This is a genomic window from Nonomuraea maheshkhaliensis (genome assembly GCF_039529435.1).
Lineage (GTDB): Bacteria > Actinomycetota > Actinomycetes > Streptosporangiales > Streptosporangiaceae > Nonomuraea > Nonomuraea maheshkhaliensis.
This window is the reverse complement of record NZ_BAAAMU010000006.1, coordinates 40,723-61,956: the sequence shown is the minus strand read 5'-3', so window position 1 is coordinate 61,956 and position 21,234 is coordinate 40,723. Positions and strand designations below refer to the sequence as shown.

22 protein-coding genes, 1 tRNA gene, 1 pseudogene and 1 riboswitch are annotated in these 21,234 nt (G+C 69.5%); of the genes and pseudogenes, 9 read left to right on the top strand and 15 right to left on the bottom strand.

Annotated elements, in window-relative coordinates; translation table 11 throughout:
* Positions 1–287 precede the first annotated feature (287 nt).
* The 4 genes and pseudogenes from mptB to ABFX54_RS06235 form a co-directional block, all read right to left on the bottom strand.
* Positions 288–1,382: pseudogene (gene mptB / locus ABFX54_RS06250) on the bottom strand (polyprenol phosphomannose-dependent alpha 1,6 mannosyltransferase MptB); the annotation flags it as partial.
* Between the two features lie 552 nt (positions 1,383–1,934).
* A complete protein-coding gene (locus ABFX54_RS06245; RefSeq protein WP_346102166.1) occupies positions 1,935–2,477 on the bottom strand; it encodes a DinB family protein in 543 nt (180 codons plus the stop codon).
* 41 nt (positions 2,478–2,518) lie between these two features.
* Entirely contained in the window at positions 2,519–3,250 is a 732-nt protein-coding gene (locus tag ABFX54_RS06240; protein WP_346102164.1) for a glycosyltransferase family 2 protein, read from the bottom strand.
* A 160-nt stretch (positions 3,251–3,410) separates the two neighbouring features.
* Positions 3,411–3,758, bottom strand: coding sequence for an STAS domain-containing protein (locus tag ABFX54_RS06235; RefSeq protein ID WP_106247413.1), 348 nt, complete (start codon positions 3,756–3,758; stop codon positions 3,411–3,413).
* 187 nt (positions 3,759–3,945) lie between these two features.
* Here ABFX54_RS06235 and ABFX54_RS06230 point away from each other — a divergent pair, with 187 nt between their 5' ends.
* The gene (locus tag ABFX54_RS06230) at positions 3,946–4,341 is read left to right on the top strand and encodes a hypothetical protein (protein WP_346102162.1); all 396 of its coding nucleotides are present in this window, start codon (positions 3,946–3,948) and stop codon (positions 4,339–4,341) included.
* A gap of 7 nt (positions 4,342–4,348) precedes the next feature.
* Here ABFX54_RS06230 and ABFX54_RS06225 read toward each other — a convergent pair whose 3' ends face one another.
* Complete coding sequence (locus tag ABFX54_RS06225) at positions 4,349–5,482, bottom strand: sensor histidine kinase (protein ID WP_346102160.1); 1,134 nt, start codon at positions 5,480–5,482, stop codon at positions 4,349–4,351.
* On the bottom strand, positions 5,482–6,177 hold the full coding sequence (locus tag ABFX54_RS06220; RefSeq protein ID WP_346102159.1) for a response regulator transcription factor: 696 nt from the start codon (positions 6,175–6,177) through the stop codon (positions 5,482–5,484). Before ABFX54_RS06220 ends, ABFX54_RS06225 begins: the two co-directional genes overlap by 1 nt.
* Positions 6,178–6,271: 94 nt before the next feature.
* Between ABFX54_RS06220 and ABFX54_RS06215 the strand changes: the two genes are divergently transcribed.
* The 3 genes from ABFX54_RS06215 to ABFX54_RS06205 all read left to right on the top strand — a co-directional run bounded on the left by ABFX54_RS06215 (position 6,272) and on the right by ABFX54_RS06205 (position 7,402).
* On the top strand, positions 6,272–6,445 hold the full coding sequence (locus ABFX54_RS06215) for a hypothetical protein (RefSeq protein ID WP_181308202.1): 174 nt from the start codon (positions 6,272–6,274) through the stop codon (positions 6,443–6,445).
* Entirely contained in the window at positions 6,445–6,642 is a 198-nt protein-coding gene (locus ABFX54_RS06210; protein ID WP_346102157.1) for a DUF6412 domain-containing protein, read from the top strand. Before ABFX54_RS06215 ends, ABFX54_RS06210 begins: the two co-directional genes overlap by 1 nt.
* A gap of 94 nt (positions 6,643–6,736) precedes the next feature.
* Entirely contained in the window at positions 6,737–7,402 is a 666-nt protein-coding gene (locus tag ABFX54_RS06205; protein WP_346102155.1) for a YidC/Oxa1 family membrane protein insertase, read from the top strand.
* Here ABFX54_RS06205 and ABFX54_RS06200 read toward each other — a convergent pair.
* Positions 7,386–7,817 (bottom strand): ATP-binding protein, encoded by a 432-nt coding sequence (locus ABFX54_RS06200; RefSeq protein ID WP_346102153.1) that lies wholly within the window; start codon positions 7,815–7,817, stop codon positions 7,386–7,388. The two genes, ABFX54_RS06205 and ABFX54_RS06200, sit on opposite strands and share 17 nt — an antisense overlap.
* Positions 7,818–7,959: 142 nt before the next feature.
* Positions 7,960–9,828, bottom strand: a complete 1,869-nt coding sequence (locus ABFX54_RS06195) for a sensor histidine kinase (protein ID WP_346102151.1) — start codon at positions 9,826–9,828, stop codon at positions 7,960–7,962.
* 92 nt (positions 9,829–9,920) lie between these two features.
* Between ABFX54_RS06195 and ABFX54_RS06190 the strand changes: the two genes are divergently transcribed.
* Positions 9,921–10,499, top strand: a complete 579-nt coding sequence (locus ABFX54_RS06190) for a methylated-DNA--[protein]-cysteine S-methyltransferase (RefSeq protein WP_346102150.1) — start codon at positions 9,921–9,923, stop codon at positions 10,497–10,499.
* Here ABFX54_RS06190 and ABFX54_RS06185 read toward each other — a convergent pair.
* The 3 genes from ABFX54_RS06185 to ABFX54_RS06175 form a co-directional block, all read right to left on the bottom strand.
* Positions 10,459–11,796, bottom strand: coding sequence for a purine-cytosine permease family protein (locus tag ABFX54_RS06185; RefSeq protein ID WP_346102148.1), 1,338 nt, complete (start codon positions 11,794–11,796; stop codon positions 10,459–10,461). The two genes, ABFX54_RS06190 and ABFX54_RS06185, sit on opposite strands and share 41 nt — an antisense overlap.
* Positions 11,787–11,900: riboswitch (TPP riboswitch) on the bottom strand. It overlaps the preceding gene by 10 nt.
* Positions 11,901–11,964: 64 nt before the next feature.
* Positions 11,965–12,288 (bottom strand): rhodanese-like domain-containing protein, encoded by a 324-nt coding sequence (locus tag ABFX54_RS06180; RefSeq protein ID WP_346102146.1) that lies wholly within the window; start codon positions 12,286–12,288, stop codon positions 11,965–11,967.
* Positions 12,285–12,716 carry a winged helix-turn-helix transcriptional regulator gene (locus ABFX54_RS06175; protein WP_346102144.1) on the bottom strand — a complete coding sequence of 144 codons (432 nt, stop codon included), beginning with the start codon at positions 12,714–12,716 and terminating at the stop codon, positions 12,285–12,287. The genes ABFX54_RS06180 and ABFX54_RS06175 overlap by 4 nt, the downstream gene beginning before the upstream one ends.
* A 77-nt stretch (positions 12,717–12,793) precedes the next feature.
* Here ABFX54_RS06175 and ABFX54_RS06170 point away from each other — a divergent pair, with 77 nt between their 5' ends.
* A complete protein-coding gene (locus ABFX54_RS06170; RefSeq protein WP_346102142.1) occupies positions 12,794–14,197 on the top strand; it encodes an MFS transporter in 1,404 nt (467 codons plus the stop codon).
* Positions 14,198–14,252: 55 nt separating this feature from the next.
* Here ABFX54_RS06170 and ABFX54_RS06165 read toward each other — a convergent pair whose 3' ends face one another.
* From ABFX54_RS06165 to ABFX54_RS06155, 3 genes are read right to left on the bottom strand one after another with little or no spacing between them, the layout of a single operon-like run.
* Positions 14,253–15,131, bottom strand: a complete 879-nt coding sequence (locus ABFX54_RS06165) for an Fpg/Nei family DNA glycosylase (RefSeq protein ID WP_346102140.1) — start codon at positions 15,129–15,131, stop codon at positions 14,253–14,255.
* 31 nt (positions 15,132–15,162) lie between these two features.
* On the bottom strand, positions 15,163–15,768 hold the full coding sequence (locus ABFX54_RS06160; protein WP_346102139.1) for a TenA family protein: 606 nt from the start codon (positions 15,766–15,768) through the stop codon (positions 15,163–15,165).
* 42 nt (positions 15,769–15,810) lie between these two features.
* Positions 15,811–16,740, bottom strand: coding sequence for an LCP family protein (locus ABFX54_RS06155; RefSeq protein WP_346102137.1), 930 nt, complete (start codon positions 16,738–16,740; stop codon positions 15,811–15,813).
* A gap of 637 nt (positions 16,741–17,377) precedes the next feature.
* Between ABFX54_RS06155 and ABFX54_RS06150 the strand changes: the two genes are divergently transcribed.
* Both ABFX54_RS06150 and ABFX54_RS06145 read left to right on the top strand, forming a co-directional pair.
* Positions 17,378–18,730, top strand: coding sequence for a hemolysin family protein (locus ABFX54_RS06150; protein ID WP_346102135.1), 1,353 nt, complete (start codon positions 17,378–17,380; stop codon positions 18,728–18,730).
* Positions 18,727–19,737 carry a hemolysin family protein gene (locus tag ABFX54_RS06145; RefSeq protein ID WP_346102133.1) on the top strand — a complete coding sequence of 337 codons (1,011 nt, stop codon included), beginning with the start codon at positions 18,727–18,729 and terminating at the stop codon, positions 19,735–19,737. The genes ABFX54_RS06150 and ABFX54_RS06145 overlap by 4 nt, the downstream gene beginning before the upstream one ends.
* A 468-nt stretch (positions 19,738–20,205) precedes the next feature.
* On the opposite strand, the gene ABFX54_RS06140 is transcribed toward ABFX54_RS06145, so the two are convergent.
* Positions 20,206–20,288, bottom strand: a tRNA-Leu gene (locus tag ABFX54_RS06140).
* Between the two features lie 199 nt (positions 20,289–20,487).
* Here ABFX54_RS06140 and ABFX54_RS06135 point away from each other — a divergent pair.
* A complete protein-coding gene (locus ABFX54_RS06135) occupies positions 20,488–21,228 on the top strand; it encodes an FHA domain-containing protein (RefSeq protein ID WP_106247387.1) in 741 nt (246 codons plus the stop codon).
* Positions 21,229–21,234 lie beyond the last annotated feature (6 nt).

Genomic DNA, 21,234 nt, shown 5'->3' with positions numbered 1-21,234 from the left:
GCACCGGTGTGTGCAGGCGACTCTGGGCGGCGGCCGGAATCGGTGTGCGAGGGAGAGCCTGTGCGGCCGGAATCGGTGTGCGGGAATGAGTCTGCGGCGCCGGAATCGGTGGACGGGAGTGAGCTCGTGGCGCCCGAATCGGTGGCCGGCAGAGAATCTGCGACACCGAAGCCAGCAGCCGGGAGAGAGTCCAAAGCGCCGGAGCCAGCAGCCGGAAGGGAGTCTGGGTGGGCGGGGGCGACAGGTGTGAGGGTGCCTGTGCGGCTGGGGGTGGTGAGGGCGGGGGCGTGGCGGCGGAGCAGGGACCAGGCGATGAGGGCGAGCAGCAGGAGCGAGCCGATCTGGATCTCCCCCCGGTAGGCGCTGCCCAGGCCCACGATCGACTGCAACCAGCCCTGGACGAGCTTCCAGAAGGACACGTGCGAGATGGACTTGCTCGTACGGGTCATCGGCTCGAACGCGTCCGGCCCGACGATCGCGTAGCCCACCGCCACCACGACGACCGCGCACCCCGCCATGACCGCCAGCCGGGCGGGGCGGCGCCGCAGCTCCCAGGCCGGGCCCAGCGCCACGAGGCCCGCGTTGACCTTGATCGCCACGCCCAGGCCGAGCAGGACGCCGGAGCCGACCGGCCGGCTCCTGGCCAGGAGTGCGGCGACCATGCAGGCGATGGCGAGGGTGTCGACGTGCATGCCCGCCACCAGCTGGTAGAGCAGCAGCGGGTTGGCCGTCCACAACAGGGCTCCGCGCAGGCGTCTGGCCGGGTCGTCCCTGGTGAAGCGGTCGATGAGCAGGGCTGTCGCGATGAAGGCGGCGGCGTTGAACAGGGCCAGGACGAAGATCGTCAGCCGGAGCGAGTCGCCGCCGATCCAGCTCGCCACCGCTTGCAGGGCGGTGGCCACCGGGCCGTAGACGCTGGGCTCCTCTCGCCATGGATTTTCCACGGCGTCGGCGATCGGGTCGCCGGGCAGGTCGGCCGCGCCGTGGGTGTAGGGGCTGAGGCCCAGCGTCACCATGCGGCCGTACGCGGCGTAGTTGAGGTGGTCGCCGGAGCCGGAGGGGGGTAGGAAGGCCAGGATCGCGGCGGCGGTGCAGCCGATGAGCACCAGTGTCTGGGCCCAACCGGAGAACAGCCCGATCCGTTGTCGGTCTGCGGGTTGGGAGCCGACTTTCCCTTGCGGTAGGAAGCGGGCTTTCCCTTGTGGTCGGGAACGGGGGGCCGGCAGGTGGGCCGGAGATCTTGTCGCGTACAGGGCGGTGAGGAGGCCGAGGCCGCCGAGGATGAGGGCAGCGGTCGCGAGGATGACCACCAGGTGGGGGTCAGGGGCGAGGGCGAGCGAGTAGGGCGGGTGCCAGGCCGGCCCTGGCAGGGCGGGGACCATCGGTGACGGGCCCAGGAGGCCGATGATGATCGTCAGCAGGATCGAGACGCCGATCGCCGCCATGCCGATCGCCGCCATGGCCGGCCCGGCGAGCCGGTCTCTGACCCTTTCCTGCCACGTCTCCGAAGTCACCGGGAAATTCCAGCACACTCGCGGAAGGGTCACCGCCAGACCCGGCTCGCCTGTGGATAACGGCTCAACCTGTGGATGACTACGAGCGGGCTCCGTGCACCCCTGTGGACCCGTCGCCCATCTTCCGGTGGATCCGGCTCAGGCGCTCAGGCAAAGCGTCTAATCCAGGAAAAGGCCATCAGCACGCGAAGAAGTGCGTCCAGACCCGCATGATGCCGCCCGGACCCGCACGACACCGTGCGAGCCCGAACGAAGCCGCGCGGGGCTGGCGGTTGGCTGCTCGCCGACGAAGCCGCGCGGGGCAGGTGGCTACTGCTCGCCGGCCAAGCCGTACGGCCCAGGTGGCTGCTACTCACCGGCCAAGCCGTACGGCCCAGGTGGCTACTACTCACCGGCCAAGCCGTACGGCCCAGGTGGCTACTACTCGCCGACGAGCCCGTCCACCGACTCCCTGATGAGGTCGGCGTGGCCGTTGTGGCGCGCGTACTCCTCGATCATGTGCACCACGAGCCACCGCAGACTCGGCGCCGTCCCGTCCGACCGGGTGCGCTGGGCGAGCCGGCCCATGCCGCCCCCGCCCGCCAGCGCCTCCTCCACGGCCGCCCGCGAGCGGGAGACCGAGTCGTCCCAGATCGCGTAGACCTCCTCGGGGGAGTCGTCGGCGGCCGAGTGCCAGTCCCAGTCGACGTCGGCCTTCCAGTCGACCGTGCTCCACAGCGGCTGCCCCTCGCGATCGTGCAGCGTCCGGGAGAACCAGTAGTCCTCCACGTACGCCAGATGCTTGAGCATGCCGCCCAGCGTCATCGTCGACGCCCCGACGGTCGCCTTCAGGGCGGCCGAATCCAGCCCGCCGCACTTCCACGCGAAGGTCGCGCGCTGGTATTCCAGGAAACCCAGCAGGGTCCCGGTCTCGTCGGCGGCGATGGGAGGTTCGGGACGGCCCTGCTCGTCCAGGTCTGTCATGGCCGGTGAGTCTAGATCACAGGACCCGTGGCGCGACAGGGTCAGCGTTTGGGACGCAGCAGCTTGTCGAGGTTGTGGGCGACCAGCGGCTCGCGCGCGGCCAGCGCCCGCGCCACGTCCCGCAGCTGCTTGGCCCGGTGGAGCTGGGCCCGCCAGTCGGTGCCCGTCGCCCGATGGGCCATCTCCACCTCGACCTCGGTGATCCGGTATCCCCTGCGCAGCAGGTCGATCGTCAGCGCCGTCTCGACGCCGAACCCGTGGGCCAGCGGCCTGGCCGCCTCGAAGGCGGCCCTGGTGAGGCAGCGCTGCCCGTTGAGCGGCTGGGCGGCGTCGAAGCCGGTGGCCCGGCGGATGCCCTCTTTCGACAGGCGTACGACTAAGCCGTGGCCCCCGAGCTTCACCCGCGTGCTGAACACCGCGATCGTCATGTCGGCGGTGCCCGCGCGTACGGGCTCGATGAGCGGGGCCGCGGCCTGGGCGGTCTCGCCCAGGTCGGCGTCGAGGAAGAGGAGATGGCGCGGCTCGGCGTCCTCGTCGAGGAGGCGTACGGCCTCGGCTCCCGTCTCCATCGCCGCGGCCTTGCCCCGGTTGCGGCTGTGCCGCACCACCCGGGCTCCGGCCGCGCGCGCCACCCGTCCGGTCTGGTCGGACGAGCCGTCGTCGACGACCACGACGAGATCGACGCCGGGCAGGGCCGCGGCGGCCTTGACCGTCGAGGCGATGCGGTCGGCCTCGTTGGCGGCCGGGATGACGACGGCGGTGTCGCCGCTCACGTGCCCTCACCTCCCTTGCACGAGATCTCGGAACGGACGCGATCCGCACCCGCCGATCGAGGAACCCCGGAACGGCCGCCCGCCAGCCCCGGGAGCCCGGGACGACCGCCCGCCGACCCCGGGACCCCGGAACGGCCGCGACCCGCGCCCGCCGGTCCGGTCATGATCCCTCGGCGATGAGGAATTCCTGCGGCACCTCATCATGCACGGTGAACACCGAGTCGAGCCCGGTGACCTGCAGAATCTTGCGTACGGCAGGACGCGGCGCGGCGACTTCGAGCGACCCGCCCTGTTCTTTCATGCGTTTGAGTGCCGAAAGCAGCACGTTCATCCCCGTGGAGTCGCAGAAATCCACGGCGGACATGTCGATGACCACCCGGCTGGGCCCGTCCTGCAGCAGCCGAGTGAACTCGGACTGCAGGTGAGGCGCCGTATAGAGGTCGATTTCTCCGGTGATGGCGACGAGCGCGCACCCGGCATGTGATCGAGTCGAGACCTTGAGCTCCACATGGGCAGGCTAGCGGGGCGATGGCTTCCGGTCACGTTGTCACGCCGATAGGGGAACCACAGGTTTTTGTCCTCCGTTTGGGCTCCATGAAAACGGAGAGTACGCGAAGCTTGACAGCGTGACACCGGAAGCGGCACATCTTCGCGGCGAGGGAGGGGCTGGGGCGCGACCGACGGGCCCCGCATCGATGAACGCAGAGAAACCCGAAGATCCTCAGCGTCAGGGGCTCCGAGAACGTCTGGAGGCCATCCTCATCAACACAGAGAAGGCGACGCCATGGCATGACGAAGCCGACCGCCTGCGCGGCCTGGTGAACCACGAGGGCTACGTGCCGATCAGCACCCGGCTCGGGATCGAGGACCTCGACTTCCTCGGCGGGGCCCGCACCGAGCTGCTCAGGTTCTCCGAGCTCGGGCTCAGGCTGCTCGACCTGCACCAGCCGCGCGACGCGGGCGGCATCACGAGTGACACCGCGCATCCGATCCTGCGCTGCCGGAGTTGCATGTGGCGCTGGCCGTGCCCGACATTTCGCGCCATGTCGGAGTCGTTCGGTGCGACCCGCGACCTCCAGGAGAACGCCTGACCGGTGGTCAGCCGCCGATCTGGGGCAGCCGGATCTCGAACCGGCACCCCGGCCCGTCGTTGACCACGCCGATCATCCCGTCGTGCGCCTCCACGATCCCTTGCGCGATGGCGAGCCCCAGCCCGGCCCCGCCATCGGCGGTAGGGGTACGCGCGGCCTCCCCCCGGAAAGCCACCTCGAACACCCGGGGCAGGTCCTCCTCGGGAATGCCGCCGCAGCAGTCGGTGACCGACAGGCAGGCCATGCCCTCGTCGTCCACCCCGGCCCTGAGCACCACGCCGCGGTCGGACGGCGTGTGCCTGATGGCGTTGACCACCAGGTTTCCCAGGGCCCGCCCCAGGGCCCCCGCGTCGGCCTCCACGGGCACGGCCGCCGACGCCTCGGCGGTGAGGAGCACGCCCTTGGCCCTGGCGAGCGGCTCGGCGCCGGCCAGGGTGTCGGCGACGAGGTCGGCGAGCCCGATCCTGGCCCGCGAGAGCCGCAGCGCCCCGGCGTGGATCCTGGACAGCTCGAACAGGTCGTCCACCATGCCCGACAGCCGCTCGACCTCCAGCTTGATCTGCCCGTGGTAGCGGGCGACCGTCTCGGGGTCGGACACCACGCCGTCCTCCAGCGCCTCGGCCATGGCCCGCATCCCGGCCAGCGGCGTACGCAGGTCGTGGCTCACCCACGCAACCAGCTCCCGCCTGGCCTCCTCCAGGGCCCGCTCCCGCGCGTACGCCTCCTCAAGGGTGTTGGCGATCGTCTGGAGCTCGGCCGGAAGCCCCTGGGGCGCCACGAACGGCAGGTCGCGTACGGCGTCCATCAGCCTCTTGCTCTCCCCGACCACCCGCTTGGCCAGCACGAACGCCACCCCCAATCCCACGAGCCCGCCCACGGCGACGACGCTGAGCACGAAGTCCTTGATCTCCCCCTCGATGATCATCTTCTGGATGATCGCCACGACGCCGGCCAGCGTGGCCGCCACCGCGACCACCACGACCACGGCCAGCATCACCCCGATCGACCTGGTGCGCAGCCGCCACATCACCCAGACGCCGGCCAGCGCGATCAGCAGCCCGAACCCGGCGGTGACCGCCACGACCATCGGCAGTTCCCCGGCCGCCACGGCCGGGGCGACCGCCGCACGCAGGCCGGGCATCAGGAGCCCTCCAACGGCTCGTACCGGTATCCGACCCCCCACACCGTGACGATCCTGCGCGGCTCGGTCGGATCGGGCTCGATCTTCTCCCGCAGCCGCCGCACATGGACGGTCACGGTCGAGGAGTCGCCGAACGACCAGCCCCACACCTGGTTGAGCAGCGCCGACCGGCTGAACGCCTGCCTGGGGTTGCGCATGAGGTAGGCCAGCAGATCGAACTCCCTGGCCGTCAGCATCACCTCGCCGCCCCGCAGCCGGGCCTCGTGGGCGCCCACGTCCACGACCAGGTCCCCGTCACGCAGCACCCCGGTGCCGCCGGTGACGGAGGCCCCGCGCGCCCGTCGCAGCACCGACTGCACCCGCAGCGCCAGCTCGCGCGGGCTGAACGGCTTGGTCACGTAGTCGTCGGCCCCGGTCTCCAGCCCGACCACCCGGTCGATCTCCTCGCCCAGCGCGGTCAGCATGATCACCGGCACCGGCCAGCGTTCCCTGAGCTTCCTGCACACCTGCAGTCCGTCGATCTTGGGCAGCATCAGGTCGAGCACCATGAGGTCCGGCGGGTGCGCCAGCGCCCTGCGCAGCGCCTCGGCGCCGTCTCCGACGCACTCGACCTCGTGCCCGTCGCGCTCCAGATAGCGCGCCACGACCTCGGAGACCGTGGGATCGTCGTCCACCACCAGGATGCGCGTGTTCACCACTTCACCGTACGGCCACGGTCCAAGGAAACGGCGTTCACGTCATTGGTTCGTAAGCCTCGCAGATCATCTGCCGAGGACGTACGGTTGCCTCATGGGTAAAGTCGTCATGCTCGTCGTCGGGACCCTGCTGGGTCTCTTCGTCCTCTTCAACTTCCTCCTGCCGATGCTGGTGGGCCTGGTCAAGCTGGCCCTGATCGTCGGCGTGATCGCCCTCGTCGCCTTCATCGCGGTCACCGTCGTGAGCAAGTCCTCCCGCTCACACTGATGCAGTTCCTGTTCGATCCGTGGCTGGTCGGGATCACCATGATGGCGATCCTGCTGCTGGCCACGTGGGCGGCCACGCTGCTGCCCGTCCTCGGCGGAGAGCCACCGGGCTTCCCGCTGTCCTACGCGCGCCGCACGGCCTTCCAGCGGCAGCGCGATCCCGACGCGGCCGGTCGCTCGCGTCCACGAGCTCCTTAGGCGTACCCCGCTTCCCGTCAAGCGGGGCTCCCTCGTACGGGTGAGCCCTCGACTCTGCACGAGTCCACGAGACACCTACGAGAAAAAAGGGCTCATGATCGATTCTCTTGTCACGTTCGTCATCGGCATGTCCGGCGGCAGTGCCGCCCTCGGCATCGTGCTGTTCACTCTGGCCGTACGGCTGCTCCTGCTCCCGCTGAACGTGCGCCAGGCCCGCACGACGAAGATCCGCGAACGGCTCGCGCCCAAGCAGCAGGAGTTGCGCAAGCGCTGGAGCCGCAATCCCGAGCGCCTGGCCAAGGAGCTCAACGCCCTCTACGCGAAGGAAGGCAGCTCGCCGTTCGCCGGGATTCTGCCGATGCTGGCGCAGTTGCCGTTCATGTGGCTGATGTTCCGGGTGGCCACGCATCCGACCGCGCTGGCCGGTCATTCGCTGCTGGGGGCTCCGCTGGGTCAGCAGGTGGCGGGCATTGTGGCCAATTACGGTCTGGTCAGCCTGCCGTTTTCGGTCTTCGCACTGGTCATCGTGCTGGTCGCGGTGGTTGCATGGTGGTCTTCACGGCAGATCGCGGCGAACGCCGCCAGACAAAGCGAGATCGCGGGCGGGCAGCCCGAGGCGATGCGCAAGATCATGCGGTTGATGCCGTACGGCTCCGTGCTGGCCGCGCTGGTGCTCCCCCTGGCCGCCGGGCTCTATCTGCTCGTCTCGACGGCGTGGGCCACAGGCGAGCGCGGAGTGCTCGCTAGCCGGCCTCTCTGAGTACCACCACCTGCCCGTTCACCGTCTGGCTTGGGGCGGGCAGGATGGCCCAGACCGTCGTCGTGTCACCGTCGTGCCTGACCCCCCAGCTCTCCGCCACGTATTCCACGATGCCGAGCCCCCGGCCTCCGAGCGATGACAGGGTCGGGCGGCCCGCGCGCGGCTCGGTCGCCGCCCCTCCGTCGCTCACCGCCACCTCTACGTGTTCGTCGCTTCGCAGCCACGCCACTCTCACCATGCCGGACGGCAGCGGATGCGCGTGACGCAGCGCGTTGCTCAGCAACTCGCTCACCACGAGCACCGCGTCGTCGATCGCGGCGGTGAAGACCCCACTGTCCTGCAGATCTGTGCTCAGACGCTGGCGGGCGACGGCGACGCTGGACGGCGCGTACGGCAGCAGCACCACGCTTGACACACCCACCTCCCCGTTACCTGTGCCCCCCGCGGGAACACTCCCCGGTACGACCGAAATGCCCCGTTACTCGATCCCAGAAACCGCATTGCGATCACAGCTTGTACTCATTGGACGATAGATCAGCTCAACCGTGACCACCTCGTTACCGCATCGGTGTGTCGGATCCGATAGGGGAAGCGCATCGCAGCACGAGTCGCATCCTGGTGCCCCCTTCCCGTCGCGGATGAGCGCTCACATCTCCCCCCTGTGCTCTGGCGAGACTGCGGACGATGTAGAGACCGAGCCCCACTCCACCAAACCGTCTCCGGTCGCCGCTGTCCACCTGGACGAAGCGCTCAAAGATCCGCTCCCGGTCACCAGGGGCGATACCGACGCCCTCGTCGTCCACGACGACGACCACGTTCTCACCGTCCGGCCAGGCGGCGACGCTGATGAGCCCGCCCTTCGGCGAGTACTTGAAGGCGTTCTCCAAGAGCTGACCGAGAATGATGTCCGTGGCCAAGGGATCACCGAGCACGAGCGGCAACCCCCGGGCGATGTCCACCTCCACGCGGTGTTTGTCCGACAGCGCCGGCAGGCCCAGCGTGGCCGCGTCGATCCGCTCGGCCAGATCGACCTCCTCGATCCGCACCTTGAGCTCGTCGGCCCCCGCCCTGGCCCCCAGCAGCAGGTGGTCCATGAGCTCGCCCAGCGACCTGGAGCGCTCGGCGATCGTGTGCACGGCGGCGCGGCGCTCGGCGTCGGCCATCTTGTCCCAGCGCGCGTCCAGCGTGCTGGCGAAGCCCCGCACGATCGTGATCGGCGTCCGCAGCTCGTGGCTGGTCGTGGCCAGGAAGAGGTCCTTGGCCTCCTCCAGTTCCTTGGCCGAGGTGACGTCGCGGAAGTCCACGACCACCTCGCCCGTCTCCTCGATCTGCGCGCTCACCACGTCCAGCCACCTGCCGTTCTCCATCTGGAAGGTGACCTTCTCGCCGGGCTTGGGCAGCGGGAACGGGGGCGGGGCGCCGATGACGGACTCGGGGGCCAGCGCGGTCAGTCCGGCCGCGGCCGGGTTCCAGCGCACCACCAGGCCGTCCTGGTCGAGCACGGCGATGCCGTCGGCGCTGGCGTCGAACACGGCCCGCTCGTGCGCCCGCTGGCGTACCGCCTCCTGGTAGGCCACCGCGTTGCCGACGGCGATGCCCGCGTGCCCGGCCAGCAGTTCCAGCAGCTCCAGCTCCAGGTGGCCGGGGTTGCGCCGGGCGAACAGCGCGTACAGCGCGCCGTACGGCCGCCCGCCCACGGCGGCCAGGCCCAGCGCGACCGTGTGCAGGCCGCGCAGCCGAGCCCACACCAGGTCGTCGAGCCCGTCGGACTCCAGCATGACGGTCTTGCCGGTGCGTAAGAGCCGGTCCACCAGGCTCGTGCGCAGGTCGGTGGTGGTGCCTCTGATCGAGTCGGGCAGCTGGTACGTGCTCACCAGCCGCAGCCGGTCACCCTCGATGAGCACGAACCCGCCGGCGTCCGCCCCGGTCAGCTCGGTGAGGTTGGCCGAGATCCGGTCGAGCACGGCCGACAGCTCCAGCTCGGAGTTGATGTCGCCGACCACGTCGGTGAGCCGGCGCACGAGCCTGGCCCGGCGGGCCATCCGGTTCCTGGCCAGCTCGTCGGCCTGCGCCGGGTGATACACGCACACGTAGCCGCCCACGGCGCTGCCCAACCGCAGCGCGCTGATGTCGACGCGCAGGTCGAGCAGGGCGCCGTCGCTGTGCAGCCGCTTGGTGCGCAGCGAGACCGGCTCCCCGGTGCGTACGCGCTCCAGCACGGCGTTGTGCTCCGCGGTCAGCTCGTCGGGCACGATCGGCGCCCTGCGCCCCAGCACCTCCTCGGCCGCCCAGCCGAACACGCGCTCGGCGGCGGCGTTCCACACCAGGACGCTCTGGTCCCGGTCGAGCGCCACGACGGCGTTGGGCGAGCTGTCAAGCGCCGCGCGAGCGATCTCATCGTCACTACCGGCCCATTCGTCCCCCACTACTCCATAGTGCACGTGGCGCGGTGGGTGCGTCGGGCGATCCGTCCGATACGCTGCGGTCACGGTGATTCCGGCGGGTGGAGGTTGAGGGTATGTCGAGCAACGATCTCGATGCCCTGCTGCGTGTGACCTCTAGCACCTATCGAGGTGATACGCCGCCTGACATCGCTTTCGGCACCTATGACGGCGCCGTGGGCCGGTTGGTGCTGGCCGTGACGGGCAAGGGTGTCGCGGCGTGCAGCTTCGAGGCGGAAAACAACGTCTTCGAGCTGGTCAGCAGGCATGTGGGCAGCTTCATCGGGCCCGACGCGAGGCGGCTGGACCCGGTGCGCAGAGAGCTGGACGCCTACTTCTCCGGGCGGCTGCGGGCGTTCACGCTGCCGGTGGATCTGGCGCTGGCGACGCCGTTCGCTCGCACGGTGCTGCAGAAGACGATGGCCGTCCCCTACGGCACGACCACGACGCTGGAGGAGATCGGCCAGAGCATCGGCCGGCCGCGCGCGCTGCGCGCGATCGGCAACGCGCTGTCCTCCAACCCCGTCTGCGTGATCGTGCCCTGCCACCGGGTGGTGCGCGAGGACGGCGCGCTCGGCGACTACGCGGGTGGGGCCGTTGCCAAGCAGCACCTGCTCAACGTCGAACAGCGGGCCGGCGCAGCGCCAGGCCGATGAGCAGTGTGACGAGCGCGGCCACCAAGGCCCCGCCGAGCGCGCCGTTCATCCACGTCTGCCGGGTGAAGCCGATGGCCTCGCGCAGGCTCGCCCAGATCCCGTCCCACGCCTCAACCGTCGGCGTCGAGGTGGTCAGCCAGTAGGCCACGAAGCCGAGCGCCCACGGCACCACCATCGACCAGCGTGAGGGCGCGTCCTCCGCGGTGTTCCAGCCGGCGCCGCGGCGCAGCACGAAGTAGTCGACGGCCAGCACGGCGAACATCGGCACGAACACGGCCCCGATCACGCCCAGGAACGCGCCGTACGACGTGACGTCCACCAGCAGCGCGATCACCACGGTGAGCACGCCGATGAGCACGGAGAAGACGCGCCGGTCCATCCGCGGCAGCAGGTTCTGCAGCGACATCGTGGTCGAGTAGACATTGGCGAAGGACTGGTCGGTCTCGCGCAGGACCAGGATGCCGAAGAACAGCGCGCCCAGCGGCATCGCCACGAACGAGCCGAACACCGCGGTCCCGTCGGTCTGCACCGCGGCGACGCCCGCGAGCGCCACCGCGTAGACGCCGAGCCCGAGGCAGGCGACCTGGGCCAGGGTGTAGCCGCCGACCACGCCGGTGAAGGCGGCCCTGCTGGAGCGCGAGTGGCGGGCGAAGTCCGCGGCCATGGGCACCCAGGACACCGACAGCGCGATCACGTAGTCGACCGCAGCGGGGAAGGCCGTCCACGTCCCGCCGGTCTGCGGGGGCGCCTCGCGCAGGAAGAACACCGTGAACCAGACCATCGCGATGATCACGCCGACGGTGACGTACCGGCGCAGCAGCCGGATCGAGCCGAGCGGCCAGATGGTCAGCGCGGTGGTCAGCACCCCGGCCACGATCACCCACACCTGGTACGGCACCGAACCGAAGATCGCCGTGGCGCCTTTGGCGATCACCCAGAGCTCGAAGGCGCCCCAGCCGAGCATCTGGACGATGTTCAGCACCGTCGGCACGTAGGAGATCCTGGCACCGAACAGGCCGCGCAGCAGCACCATGGCCGGCTGCCCAGTGCGGGTGCCGGGAATGGCCGACAGGCCCACCATGGCGGTGCCGATCAGGCTGCCCACCACCGTGGCCACGAGCGCGGCGCCCAGGGTGAGCGGGGCGTCGCCGAGCGGGTTGATCAGGAACAGGGCGCCGGAGAAGCCGAGGAGGCTCACTCCGAGATTCGCCCAGAGCGCACCCTGATCGAGCACGCCCAGAGTCTTCGGCGCTTCGCCTTCGAGGGTCAGGGGGACTTCTTCGACGCCGTGCGACATCGCACACTCCCTACGCCGGCATTATCCGGACAGGTTCCGGCGGTCGGCAGCGGATCAGTGGCTGCCCTCTCAGCCCGGCACCCCGAGCTCCCGCGACGATATGTAATTTGCGCCCTCATCATGCCTTAATGGCGGCAGAACCGCCATAGTGGGGGCCTTGCTACCGATTCAGGCGACGAACGGCTGTTGTCCCGTCTCGCTCACCATCGGCCGACGGGAGAACTCCCACGACTGCATGCCGCCGCCGACGTTGATCGCGTCGCGCCCGAGCTGGTTGAGCCAGGCCGCGACCTGCATCGACCGGCCGCCCACGCGGCAGACGACGTAGACGGTCGTGTCGGCGGGGACCTCGTCGACCCGGCCCTGAATCTGGGTCATGGGGATGTGGACGGCCTGCGGCGCGTGGCCCGCCACCCATTCGTCCTGCTCGCGGACGTCGAGCAGGTAGGCATCGGCGGGAACGGCGCCCGCCTCGATCTCGGGAACGGTCATGACTCCATCATCTCGCGCCGCGCGTCGTAGGCGGCACGCGCCGCAGCGATCTCCTGCTGGTGCGCCTCGGTCCACGTGACCAGGGACTTGATGGTCTCGTGCAGCGTACGGCCGAGCGGCGTCAGCGCGTAGTCCACCCGGGGCGGCACCACGGGGTGGACCGTGCGGCTGACCAGGCCGTCGCGTTCGAGCTGGCGCAGAGTGACGCTGAGCATGCGCTGGCTGACGCCGTCGATCTCGCGGCGCAACTGGGTGAAGCGCAGGCTCTGGCAGTCGAGCAGGGCGATGACCAGCAGCGACCACTTGTCCGCGATGCGGTCGAGGATCTGCCTGACCTCGCAGTCCTCCCGGGTGTCCCACTGCCAAACGTCGTAGTCGTCCATGGTGCCTTCGCGGTAACCGAGTGATTCGAAAGTGCCGTCTTCCATCGTCTTTCATGCTGACCCATGATGTGAACGGTTACAAGAGATAACCGATATGCAAAGAAGTAACCGGGGGTCTTGCGATGTCTGTTCCCGCCCGATCGTGGGGCGCGCTGATCGTTCTGTGCGGCGCCATCTTCCTTGAGGGCATCGACGTGGCCATGCTGAACATCGCCCTGCCGGCCATCAGGGCCGATCTGGGGCTGTCCACGGGCATGCTGAGCGGGGTCGTGAGCGCGTACGTGCTCGGCTACGGCGGTTTCATGCTGCTCGGCGGCCGGGCGGCCGACCTGCTGGGACGGCGGCGGATGTTCCTGCTCTGGCTGGTGGTGTTCCTGGTCTTCTCGGGGCTCGGCGGTTTCGCGAACGAGGGGTGGGTGCTGCTGCTGGCCAGGTTCGTCACGGGGGTGGCCGCCGCGTTCCTGACGCCGGCCGGGCTCTCGCTGATCACCACGACCTTTCCCGAAGGCCGGCTGCGCAACAAGGCGCTGCTCATCTACGCGGGCACGGCGGCGGGCGGCTTCGCCCTCGGGCTCGTGGCCGGCGGGCTGCTGACCGCGATCGGCTGGCGCTGGGTGTTCTTCGCGCCCGTGCTGATGTCGCTGCTCATCCTGATCGCCGCCGTCCCCCTGATCAGGGAGCCGGCCAGGGAGCACCGGCCGGCGGCCGGCGGGTTCGACGTGCTGGGCGCGGTGACGATCACGGGCGCGATGATGCTGCTGGCGTACGGCGTCGTACGGCTTGAGCACCCGGCCGACGGCTGGCCCCTCACGGTGGCGGCCTTCGCCGGCGGTCTCGCGCTGGTGGCGGCGTTCACCGCCGTCGAGCGCCGGTCGGCCAGTCCGCTCGTCCGCCTCGGTCTGCTGCGCTCGGCTCCGCTGATCCGGGCCAACCTGATGGCCGCCCTGCTCACGGCCTCGTTCTTCGGCTTCCAGTTCCTGGTCACGCTCTACCTTCAGGAGCTGCGCGGGTGGTCGACCGTGCAGACCGGCCTGGCCCTGCTGGCGGCGGCCATCGACGTGGTGCTCGCTCCGGTGCTCACGCCCTGGCTGGTCAACCGGTACGGCAGCGCCAGGGTCGTGCTCGGCGGCCTGCTGTCGGGCCTGCTGGCCTACGCGCTGTTCCTCGGGGTGGGGCTCGACTGGACGTACGCGGCCATGCTGCCCTCCATGCTGCTCATCGGCCTGATGTTCGCCTTCGTCTACGGCCCGGTGACCATCGTGGCCACGGACGGCGTCGCCGAGCACGAGCAGGGGCTGGCGGGCGGGCTGATCAACTCCTCGTTCCAGTTCGGGGCGGCGCTGGGCCTGTCGATGGTGACCGCGGTCAACGTGGCCGCCCTGGGCGGAGCCACGGATCCCGAGGCCGGGCTGGCCGCGATGCGTACGGCGCTGCTGGTGCCCGTCACGGCCACGCTGCTGGGCGCGCTCGTCGCCGTGAGCGGCCTGCGCACGCGAACGAGAGACTGCGCACTCAGCGCCGCGTGAAGCCATTGAAGCACACGGCCAGGACGGGGCCGGTCCGAACCGGCGGCCCGAGCGGCTATTTGAGAAGTTTGGACAGGCGGCGGTCGGCCAGCGGCTTGCCGCCCGTCTGGCACGTGGGGCAGTACTGGAGCGAGGAGTCGGCGAACGAGACCTCCCTGATCGTGTCGCCGCACACGTCGCACGGCTGCCCCGCCCGGTTGTGCACGCGCAGCCCCGACTTCTTCTCCGCCTTCAGATCCTTGGCCGCCAGCCCGTGGGCCCGCTCGACCGCGTCGGCCAGCGTGGTGACGATGGCCTCGTGCAGGTCGGCGATCTGCGCGTCCGTCAGACTCGCGGCGATCTTGAACGGGGACATCCTGGCGGCGTGCAGCACCTCGTCGGAGTAGGCGTTGCCGATGCCGGCGATGACCTTCTGGTCGCGCAGCAGCCCCTTGATCTGGGTGCGGTTGCCGCTCACGATACGCTTGAGCGCCTCGACCGTGAAGGAGTCGGCGAGGGGGTCGGGGCCGAGGGCGGCGACGCCGGGCACTTGGTCCGGATTTTTCGTGACATAGACGGCGAGACGCTTCTGCGTCCCCGCCTCGGTCAGCTCGAACCCCGGCGCCAGGCCCTCGTCGTCGGGCGCCAGCCGCACCCGCACGGCCAGCGGCCCCTTGCCCGGCCGCACCGGCTTGGCCCCCGACAGGTCGTCGCGCCAGCGCAGCCACCCCGCGCGGGCGAGATGGATGACCAGATGGAGACCGTCGCAGTCGAGGTCGAGGAACTTGCCGTGCCTGGTCACGCCGGTGACGGTCAGCCCGCCGAGCGCGCCGACCGGCGGATCGAACGTCTTGAGCGCCTGGAAGGCGACCACGTCGACCCCCAGGACCGTGCGGCCCACCGCCCGCTCGCGCAGGAAGTGGGTGAGGGACTCCACCTCGGGAAGTTCGGGCATGCCCCCAGACTACGACGCGCCACCGACTGTTCTACGGCACGTCCCAGAAGGCCAGTTCGTGCGCCATCCCCGCCCTGAACAGGGCCTCCGCCCGCGCAGGCTCCGGATCCACTTCGTCGATCATGCTCGCGACGCGCTCGGTCAGCGTCACGAACCCCGGGTCCGCGTACGTGTCCACCCAGGCCCGATATCTCGGCTCAGCAGGCGGATTCTCCGCCAATATCCGCCCGAGACTCGAATATCCCCACATGCACGGATAAAGGGCCACCAGCCCCTCACCGTACGACGCCGCCGACTCCAGCAGGAACGCCGTGTACGCCGCGCACGCGGGGCCCTTCACCGCCCCCTCCAGATCGGCCCCGAATCCCGCCGACATCGACCGGTGCAGGCTCAGCTCGTCGTGGTAGGTGGCGTGCGCCAGATCCACCAGGTCGCCGAGATGCCCGTCGGGCGCCTGCCAGGCCAGCCGGGCGAAGACCCGTACATAGTCCAGCAGGAACAGGTAGTCCTGCTCCAGCCACGACCGGAACACCTGCTCCGGCAGGTCGCCACGCCCGATCCCGGCCACGGTCGGATGCGCGAGCTGGTCCTGGAGCAGGGGTCGCCCGATGGCATGAAGCTTGTCGGAAATGCTCATGGTCAGGAGGTTAGTCGCGAAACGCGGGCCCCTGACGGGGGCTCATCCGGCGTCCACGATCTCCTTCGGCACCGGCTTGTCCTCCTTCAGCGCGTTGAACAGCGCCAGCGCCTTGGTGCGATCCCACTTGACGGCCGTGCCGCCGCTCGGGACCGCCTCGTTGCCGCCGAACGGCACCACCGTGGTCACCGGGCTGTCGCCCATGGCCAGCCCCAGGGAGAGCAGGTTGAAGGCCCCCGTGCCGGAATCGACCTCGACCGCGTCGGTGGCGCTCAACGCCAGCGGGATGGCGGTGAACGGGTTGAGCAGCACGCCGGGGCTGGCGGCCTTCTTCACGACCGCGCCGAGGAACTGCCGCTGCCGCTTGGTGCGCTCGAAGTCGGGCAGCGCGCCGCCCTTGCGGGTGCGTACGTAGCCGAGGGCCTGGGAGCCGGTGAGCACCTGAGGGCCCTTCTTCAGCTTGAGCCCCGCCTTGGGGTCGTTGACGGCCGCGCGTACGTTGATCTCGACGCCGCCGACGGCGTCCACGATGTCCACGAAGCCCGCGAATCCGATCTCCATGTAGTTGTCGACGTGCACCCCCGTCACCGTCTCCACGGTGCGGACCAGCAGCTTGGGCCCGCCCAGCGCGTACGCCGAGTTGAGCTTGTCGCGGCCCTTGCCCGGGATGGTGACGGCGGAGTCGCGCGGCAGGCTGACCAGCGTCGGCTTGTCGCTGCCCTCGGGGATGTGCAGCAGCATCATCGAGTCGGTGCGCTGCCCGGCGGCCCGCCCGGTGGCGAGCTTCTTGCGCTGGGCCGCGCTCAGCCCCTTGCGGCTGTCGGAGCCCACCAGCAGCCAGTTGGTGCCGGGGGTGTCGGCCGGGCGCCCCTCGTAGTCGTCGAGCACGCCGTCGATGCCGGCCAGCCGGGAGTCGATGTAGAAGAACATGCCGATCGCGGCCACCAGCAGCAGAACCAGTAACCCGGCCACGCCCCCTGCGATGAGCTTCCAGGAGATCTTCCTGCGCGGCCTTCTCGGCGCCTGCTCGCCGGACTCGCCGGACTCGCTCCGCGACCCGAACGGTTTGACCGGGCTCCGGCCGGACCGCTCACGCCCGTAGACCCGCGACCGCGACCCCGGCGAAGGGGGCTCCTGGGATGCGGGCTGAGAGGCCGGCTGGGGCCCCGGCTGAGGCCCGGAGGAGCCGGCGACGGGAAGCTTGTGCGTGGGCGCCGCGGCTCCTCCAGCGGGCCCTCCTGGGCCCGCCCCGGGCATGCGATGCGCGGGCGCGCCACCGGAACGCGGCACGTCACCGGGCCGTGGTGGCAGCGGGCGGCCGTCGCCTGGTGAGCGCATCGCCCGCGTACGGTCGTCCTCAGTCACTTCGCCTACTTCCCTTCGCTTTGTCATAAACGCTACGTCGAACCCCTCAGCAGTGAAGACGTTCCGGCAAGGTTTTCCCACGGAAAAGTACGCGGAACTAGCTGAGAGTCACTGCGGAAACATAGACGCCGACAGCGTCGTTACGGTTATGGACGATGTCTATCGAAGGGATGATCGTGTCCGATCCGGACCCGTGGGATCTTCGCCCGTGCTCAGGCACGGGTTCCCCTGAGGGCTCACTCCGGTGAGCGCCTATCTCGGGCTACTGGCCCTCATGCTCCTCACCGCCGCGACCGGCTATTTCGTCGCCCAGGAGTTCGCCTTCGTCGCCGCCGACCGCTCCCTGCTGCGTGAGCAGGCCGCCGCCGGCGACGCCGCCGCCGAGAAGGCGCTGCAAGTGACCTCCCGCTTGTCCTTCATGCTCTCCGGCGCCCAGCTGGGCATCACGGTGACGGCGCTGCTGGTCGGCTTCCTGGCCGAGCCCGCGATCGCCGTCATCGTACGGCCGTGGCTGACCGACGCGGGCCTGCCCGAGGCCATGATCACGGGCCTCTCCGTGGCCGCGGGCGTCTTCGTGGCGACGGTCGTGCAGATGGTCTTCGGCGAGCTGGCCCCGAAGAACCTGGGCATCGCCAGGCCGGAGCCGGTGGCCAAGTTCCTGGCCGGATCGACGCTGGCGTATCTCGCCGTCGTGGGCCCGGTGGTCAAGCTGTTCGACTCCGCCGCCACGGGCCTGCTCAAGCGGGTCGGCATCGAGCCGGTGGAGGAGGTGGAACACGGCGCCACCCCCGAGGAGCTCTCCCGCATCATCGCGGAGTCGACGCAGGCGGGCGAGCTGCCGCCGCGGCTGTCGGACCTGCTGGAGCGGGCCCTGGAGTTCGGTGACCGCACCGCCGAGGAGATCATGGTCCCCCGCCCCAGGGTGGTGGCCCTGCGCAGCTCACAGCCCATCTCCGACCTGCTCGACGCCATGCGCACCTGTGGCCACTCCCGCTATCCGGTGCTGGGCGAGGACGGCGACGTCGCGGGCGTGACGGGCGTACGCGAACTGCTGGCCTCCGGCCTGGAGACCGGCGACATCGCCCGCATCACCCGGCCCGCCCTCATGGTGCCCGACTCCGTTCCGCTGCCCGCCGTCCTCGACCGGATGCGGGTGGCGAAGGACGACATCGCCCTCGTCATCGACGAGTACGGCGGCCTGGCCGGCGTCATCACGGTCGAGGACCTGGCGGAGGAGCTGGTGGGCGAGCTGGTCGACGAGAACGACCCGGAGCCCGCCGGAGTGGTGGAGCAGCCGGGCGGCGTCTGGGAGGTGCCGGGCACCCTCCGGCTCGACGAGGTCGAACGCGCGACGGGCCTCTCGCTGCCCGAGAGCGACGACTACGACACCCTCGCCGGCCTGGTGCTGGCCCGGCTGGGCCGGATGCCGAACCCGGGCGACACGGTCACGGTGCCGATCACGCCCGACAACGCGGATCCGTTCGCGGAAGAGGACCAGGAGCACCAGGCCGAGCTCACGGTCATGTCGCTGAACCGCCGGGTGCCCGAATGGGTGCGCCTGACTCCCATCCAGCACGCGGAGGCGACCCGCCGATGACCATGATCATTCTCAGCCTCGCGCTGCTGGCCCTCAACGCCCTGTTCGTGGCCGCGGAGTTCGCCTTCGTCTCCTCAAGACGCCACCGCCTTGAGGAGATGGCGACGGGCGGCAACCGCCTGGTCAGGCTGGCGGCCAAGTCGGCGGCGGGCGGCAGCCGCCAGCTGTCCCTCATGCTCGCCGGCGCCCAGCTGGGCATCACCCTCTGCACCCTGGGCCTCGGCCAGGTGACGGAGCCGGCGATCGAGCACTACCTGGAGCCGGTCTTCGCGGCGGTCGGCATTCCCGAGGCGATGAGGCTGCCCATCGCGCTCACCCTGGCCCTGGCGCTGGTCACCTTCCTCCACATGGTGGTGGGCGAGATGGCCCCGAAGAGCTGGGCCCTCACCCACCCGGAGCGCGCGGCCCTGATCCTCACCTTCCCGTTCAGAGCCTTCACCACCGCCATGCGCCCCCTGCTCTCAACACTGAACGCGGTGACCAACCTCATCCTGCACCTCTTCGGCGTCCAGCCAAGAAACGAGCTGGCAACGACCAGAACCCCTCGCCAACTGGCCATGCTGGTCGGCGAATCGGGCCGGATGGGCCTCCTGGACCGAGCGGAACACGACCTCCTCACCAGAGCCCTACGCCTGGACGACGAGGGCATAGAACGCCTCATGGTCCCCATAGACAGGGCCATCAAGGTCAAGGCCACGGCGACAGCAGCCGAAATCAGAAAAACGGCAGCAGGCAGCGCCCACCTCCGCCTCCTGGTGGAGAGCCCCACAGGCATAGACCACGCACTCCACGTAAGAGACGCTCTCCTGGCGCCGTCGAGCACAGCGAGCGACCTGGCCAGACCCCTGCCCAAACTCCCCTGCACCACCCAGGTCCCGGAGGCGGTGACCATCCTCCAGGAGCGCCGATCCCACCTGGCCTTGGTAACGAACCAAGAGGGAACCGTCATAGGAATGGTCAGCCTCACCGACCTGGTGGGCGAACTCCTGGACACCAGAGCCGCTTAATTGTGACCTAACCCACAAAGTGCCCGGGTGGCAGCAAGCAACCAGAAACCACCTTGCAACCACCCGGGCTCAAGCTCCGAAGGCGCCCACAGCCGTTACCAACAGGTGCCAGAAAAGAAAGACGCACCCTCTTGCCACCCTCCCCAACCTTCGCCAAGGTGGTGAAGCCAGCCGGCAACCGGCACATAGACGAAGACGCCAAGAGGGGGGCCACGGCATCAACGCCAAAGCACCCATAAGGCCAGAAACCGAAGCAAGAACCCAGGAACGACCAGCAGAACCCGACAAGGGAAGAGAATCACCCAATCGGAAACCCCAACAGGGTTGTGCCGGGGGTCTGGGGCCTCCGGCCCCAGGAGCAAAGCGGAAACGCTGGGGGTCCGGGGGTTACCCTCCGGTCAGACATGACGAGGGGACCCGAGGAAAGCCGACCGCGAGGTCGGCGACCAAGGATCCCCAGTCACCGAGTGGGCGAGGAGGGATTTGAACCCTCACGTCCTTTCGGACACACGGACCTGAACCGTGCGCGTCTGCCGTTCCGCCACCCGCCCTTGTGGGTGCGGAAAGAACAGTAGCACGGAACAGCCACTGGTACTGAACCCGGATACGATCGCATAAGACACGGGAGCGGAGGAGCTGGGCGCGACAGCCGATGAGCGTCTGGAAGGCCGTGACGTGGGAACGAGCGGAAACCGGGCGCCGGAGCGTCTGGGGGCCGCGATCATATGCACGGAGGAAGGGAGGTACCCGGTGGGAGTCCTTCAGCGCTTCGAGCGAAGGCTCGAAGGCTTGGTTGAGGGAGCCTTTGCGCGGGCGTTCAAATCTGACCTTCAGCCGGTCGAGGTCGCCAGCGCGGTTCAGCGGGAGATGGATGAGCGTGCGGCGATCGTCGCCCAAGGTCGCACGCTCGTGCCCAACGACTTCGTGGTTGAGTTGTCCACGACCGACAGCGAACGGCTTGAGGTCTACGCCGACAGCATCAGCCACGAGCTGGCCAACCTCGCCAGGGAGTACGCCAAAGAACAGGGCTACTCTTTCGTGGGACCGGTCCGGGTCCGTTTCGAAACCGCAGGCGATCTGGCTGTGGGCTTGTTCCGCATCCGGTCTGGGGTCATCCGCGGTGCGACGGTGGAGCAGGACGAGATTCGCCAGCCGGCGAGCGACCTGCCTCCGTCGAGGCCGCACGCGTTCAACGGGCGGCCTCGGCTGCTCGTGTCCACCCAGGACGATCCGCAGGGTGACCGCTCTTACGAGCTCACCACTCCGGTGACCTTGCTCGGCAGGGGCACGGACTGCGATCTTCGTCTAGTCGATCCGGGCGTCTCTCGGCATCATGCGGAGCTACGTGTCGAGGGCCAGCTGGTGGCCCTCGTGGATCTCGGATCGACGAACGGCACTTTCGTCAATGGCCAGCCGGTACGCAGGATCGAGCTTCAGAACGGCACGCGAGTGACTCTGGGGCGTACGACTCTGGTGTTCCGGCGCGATTAGGGGTAG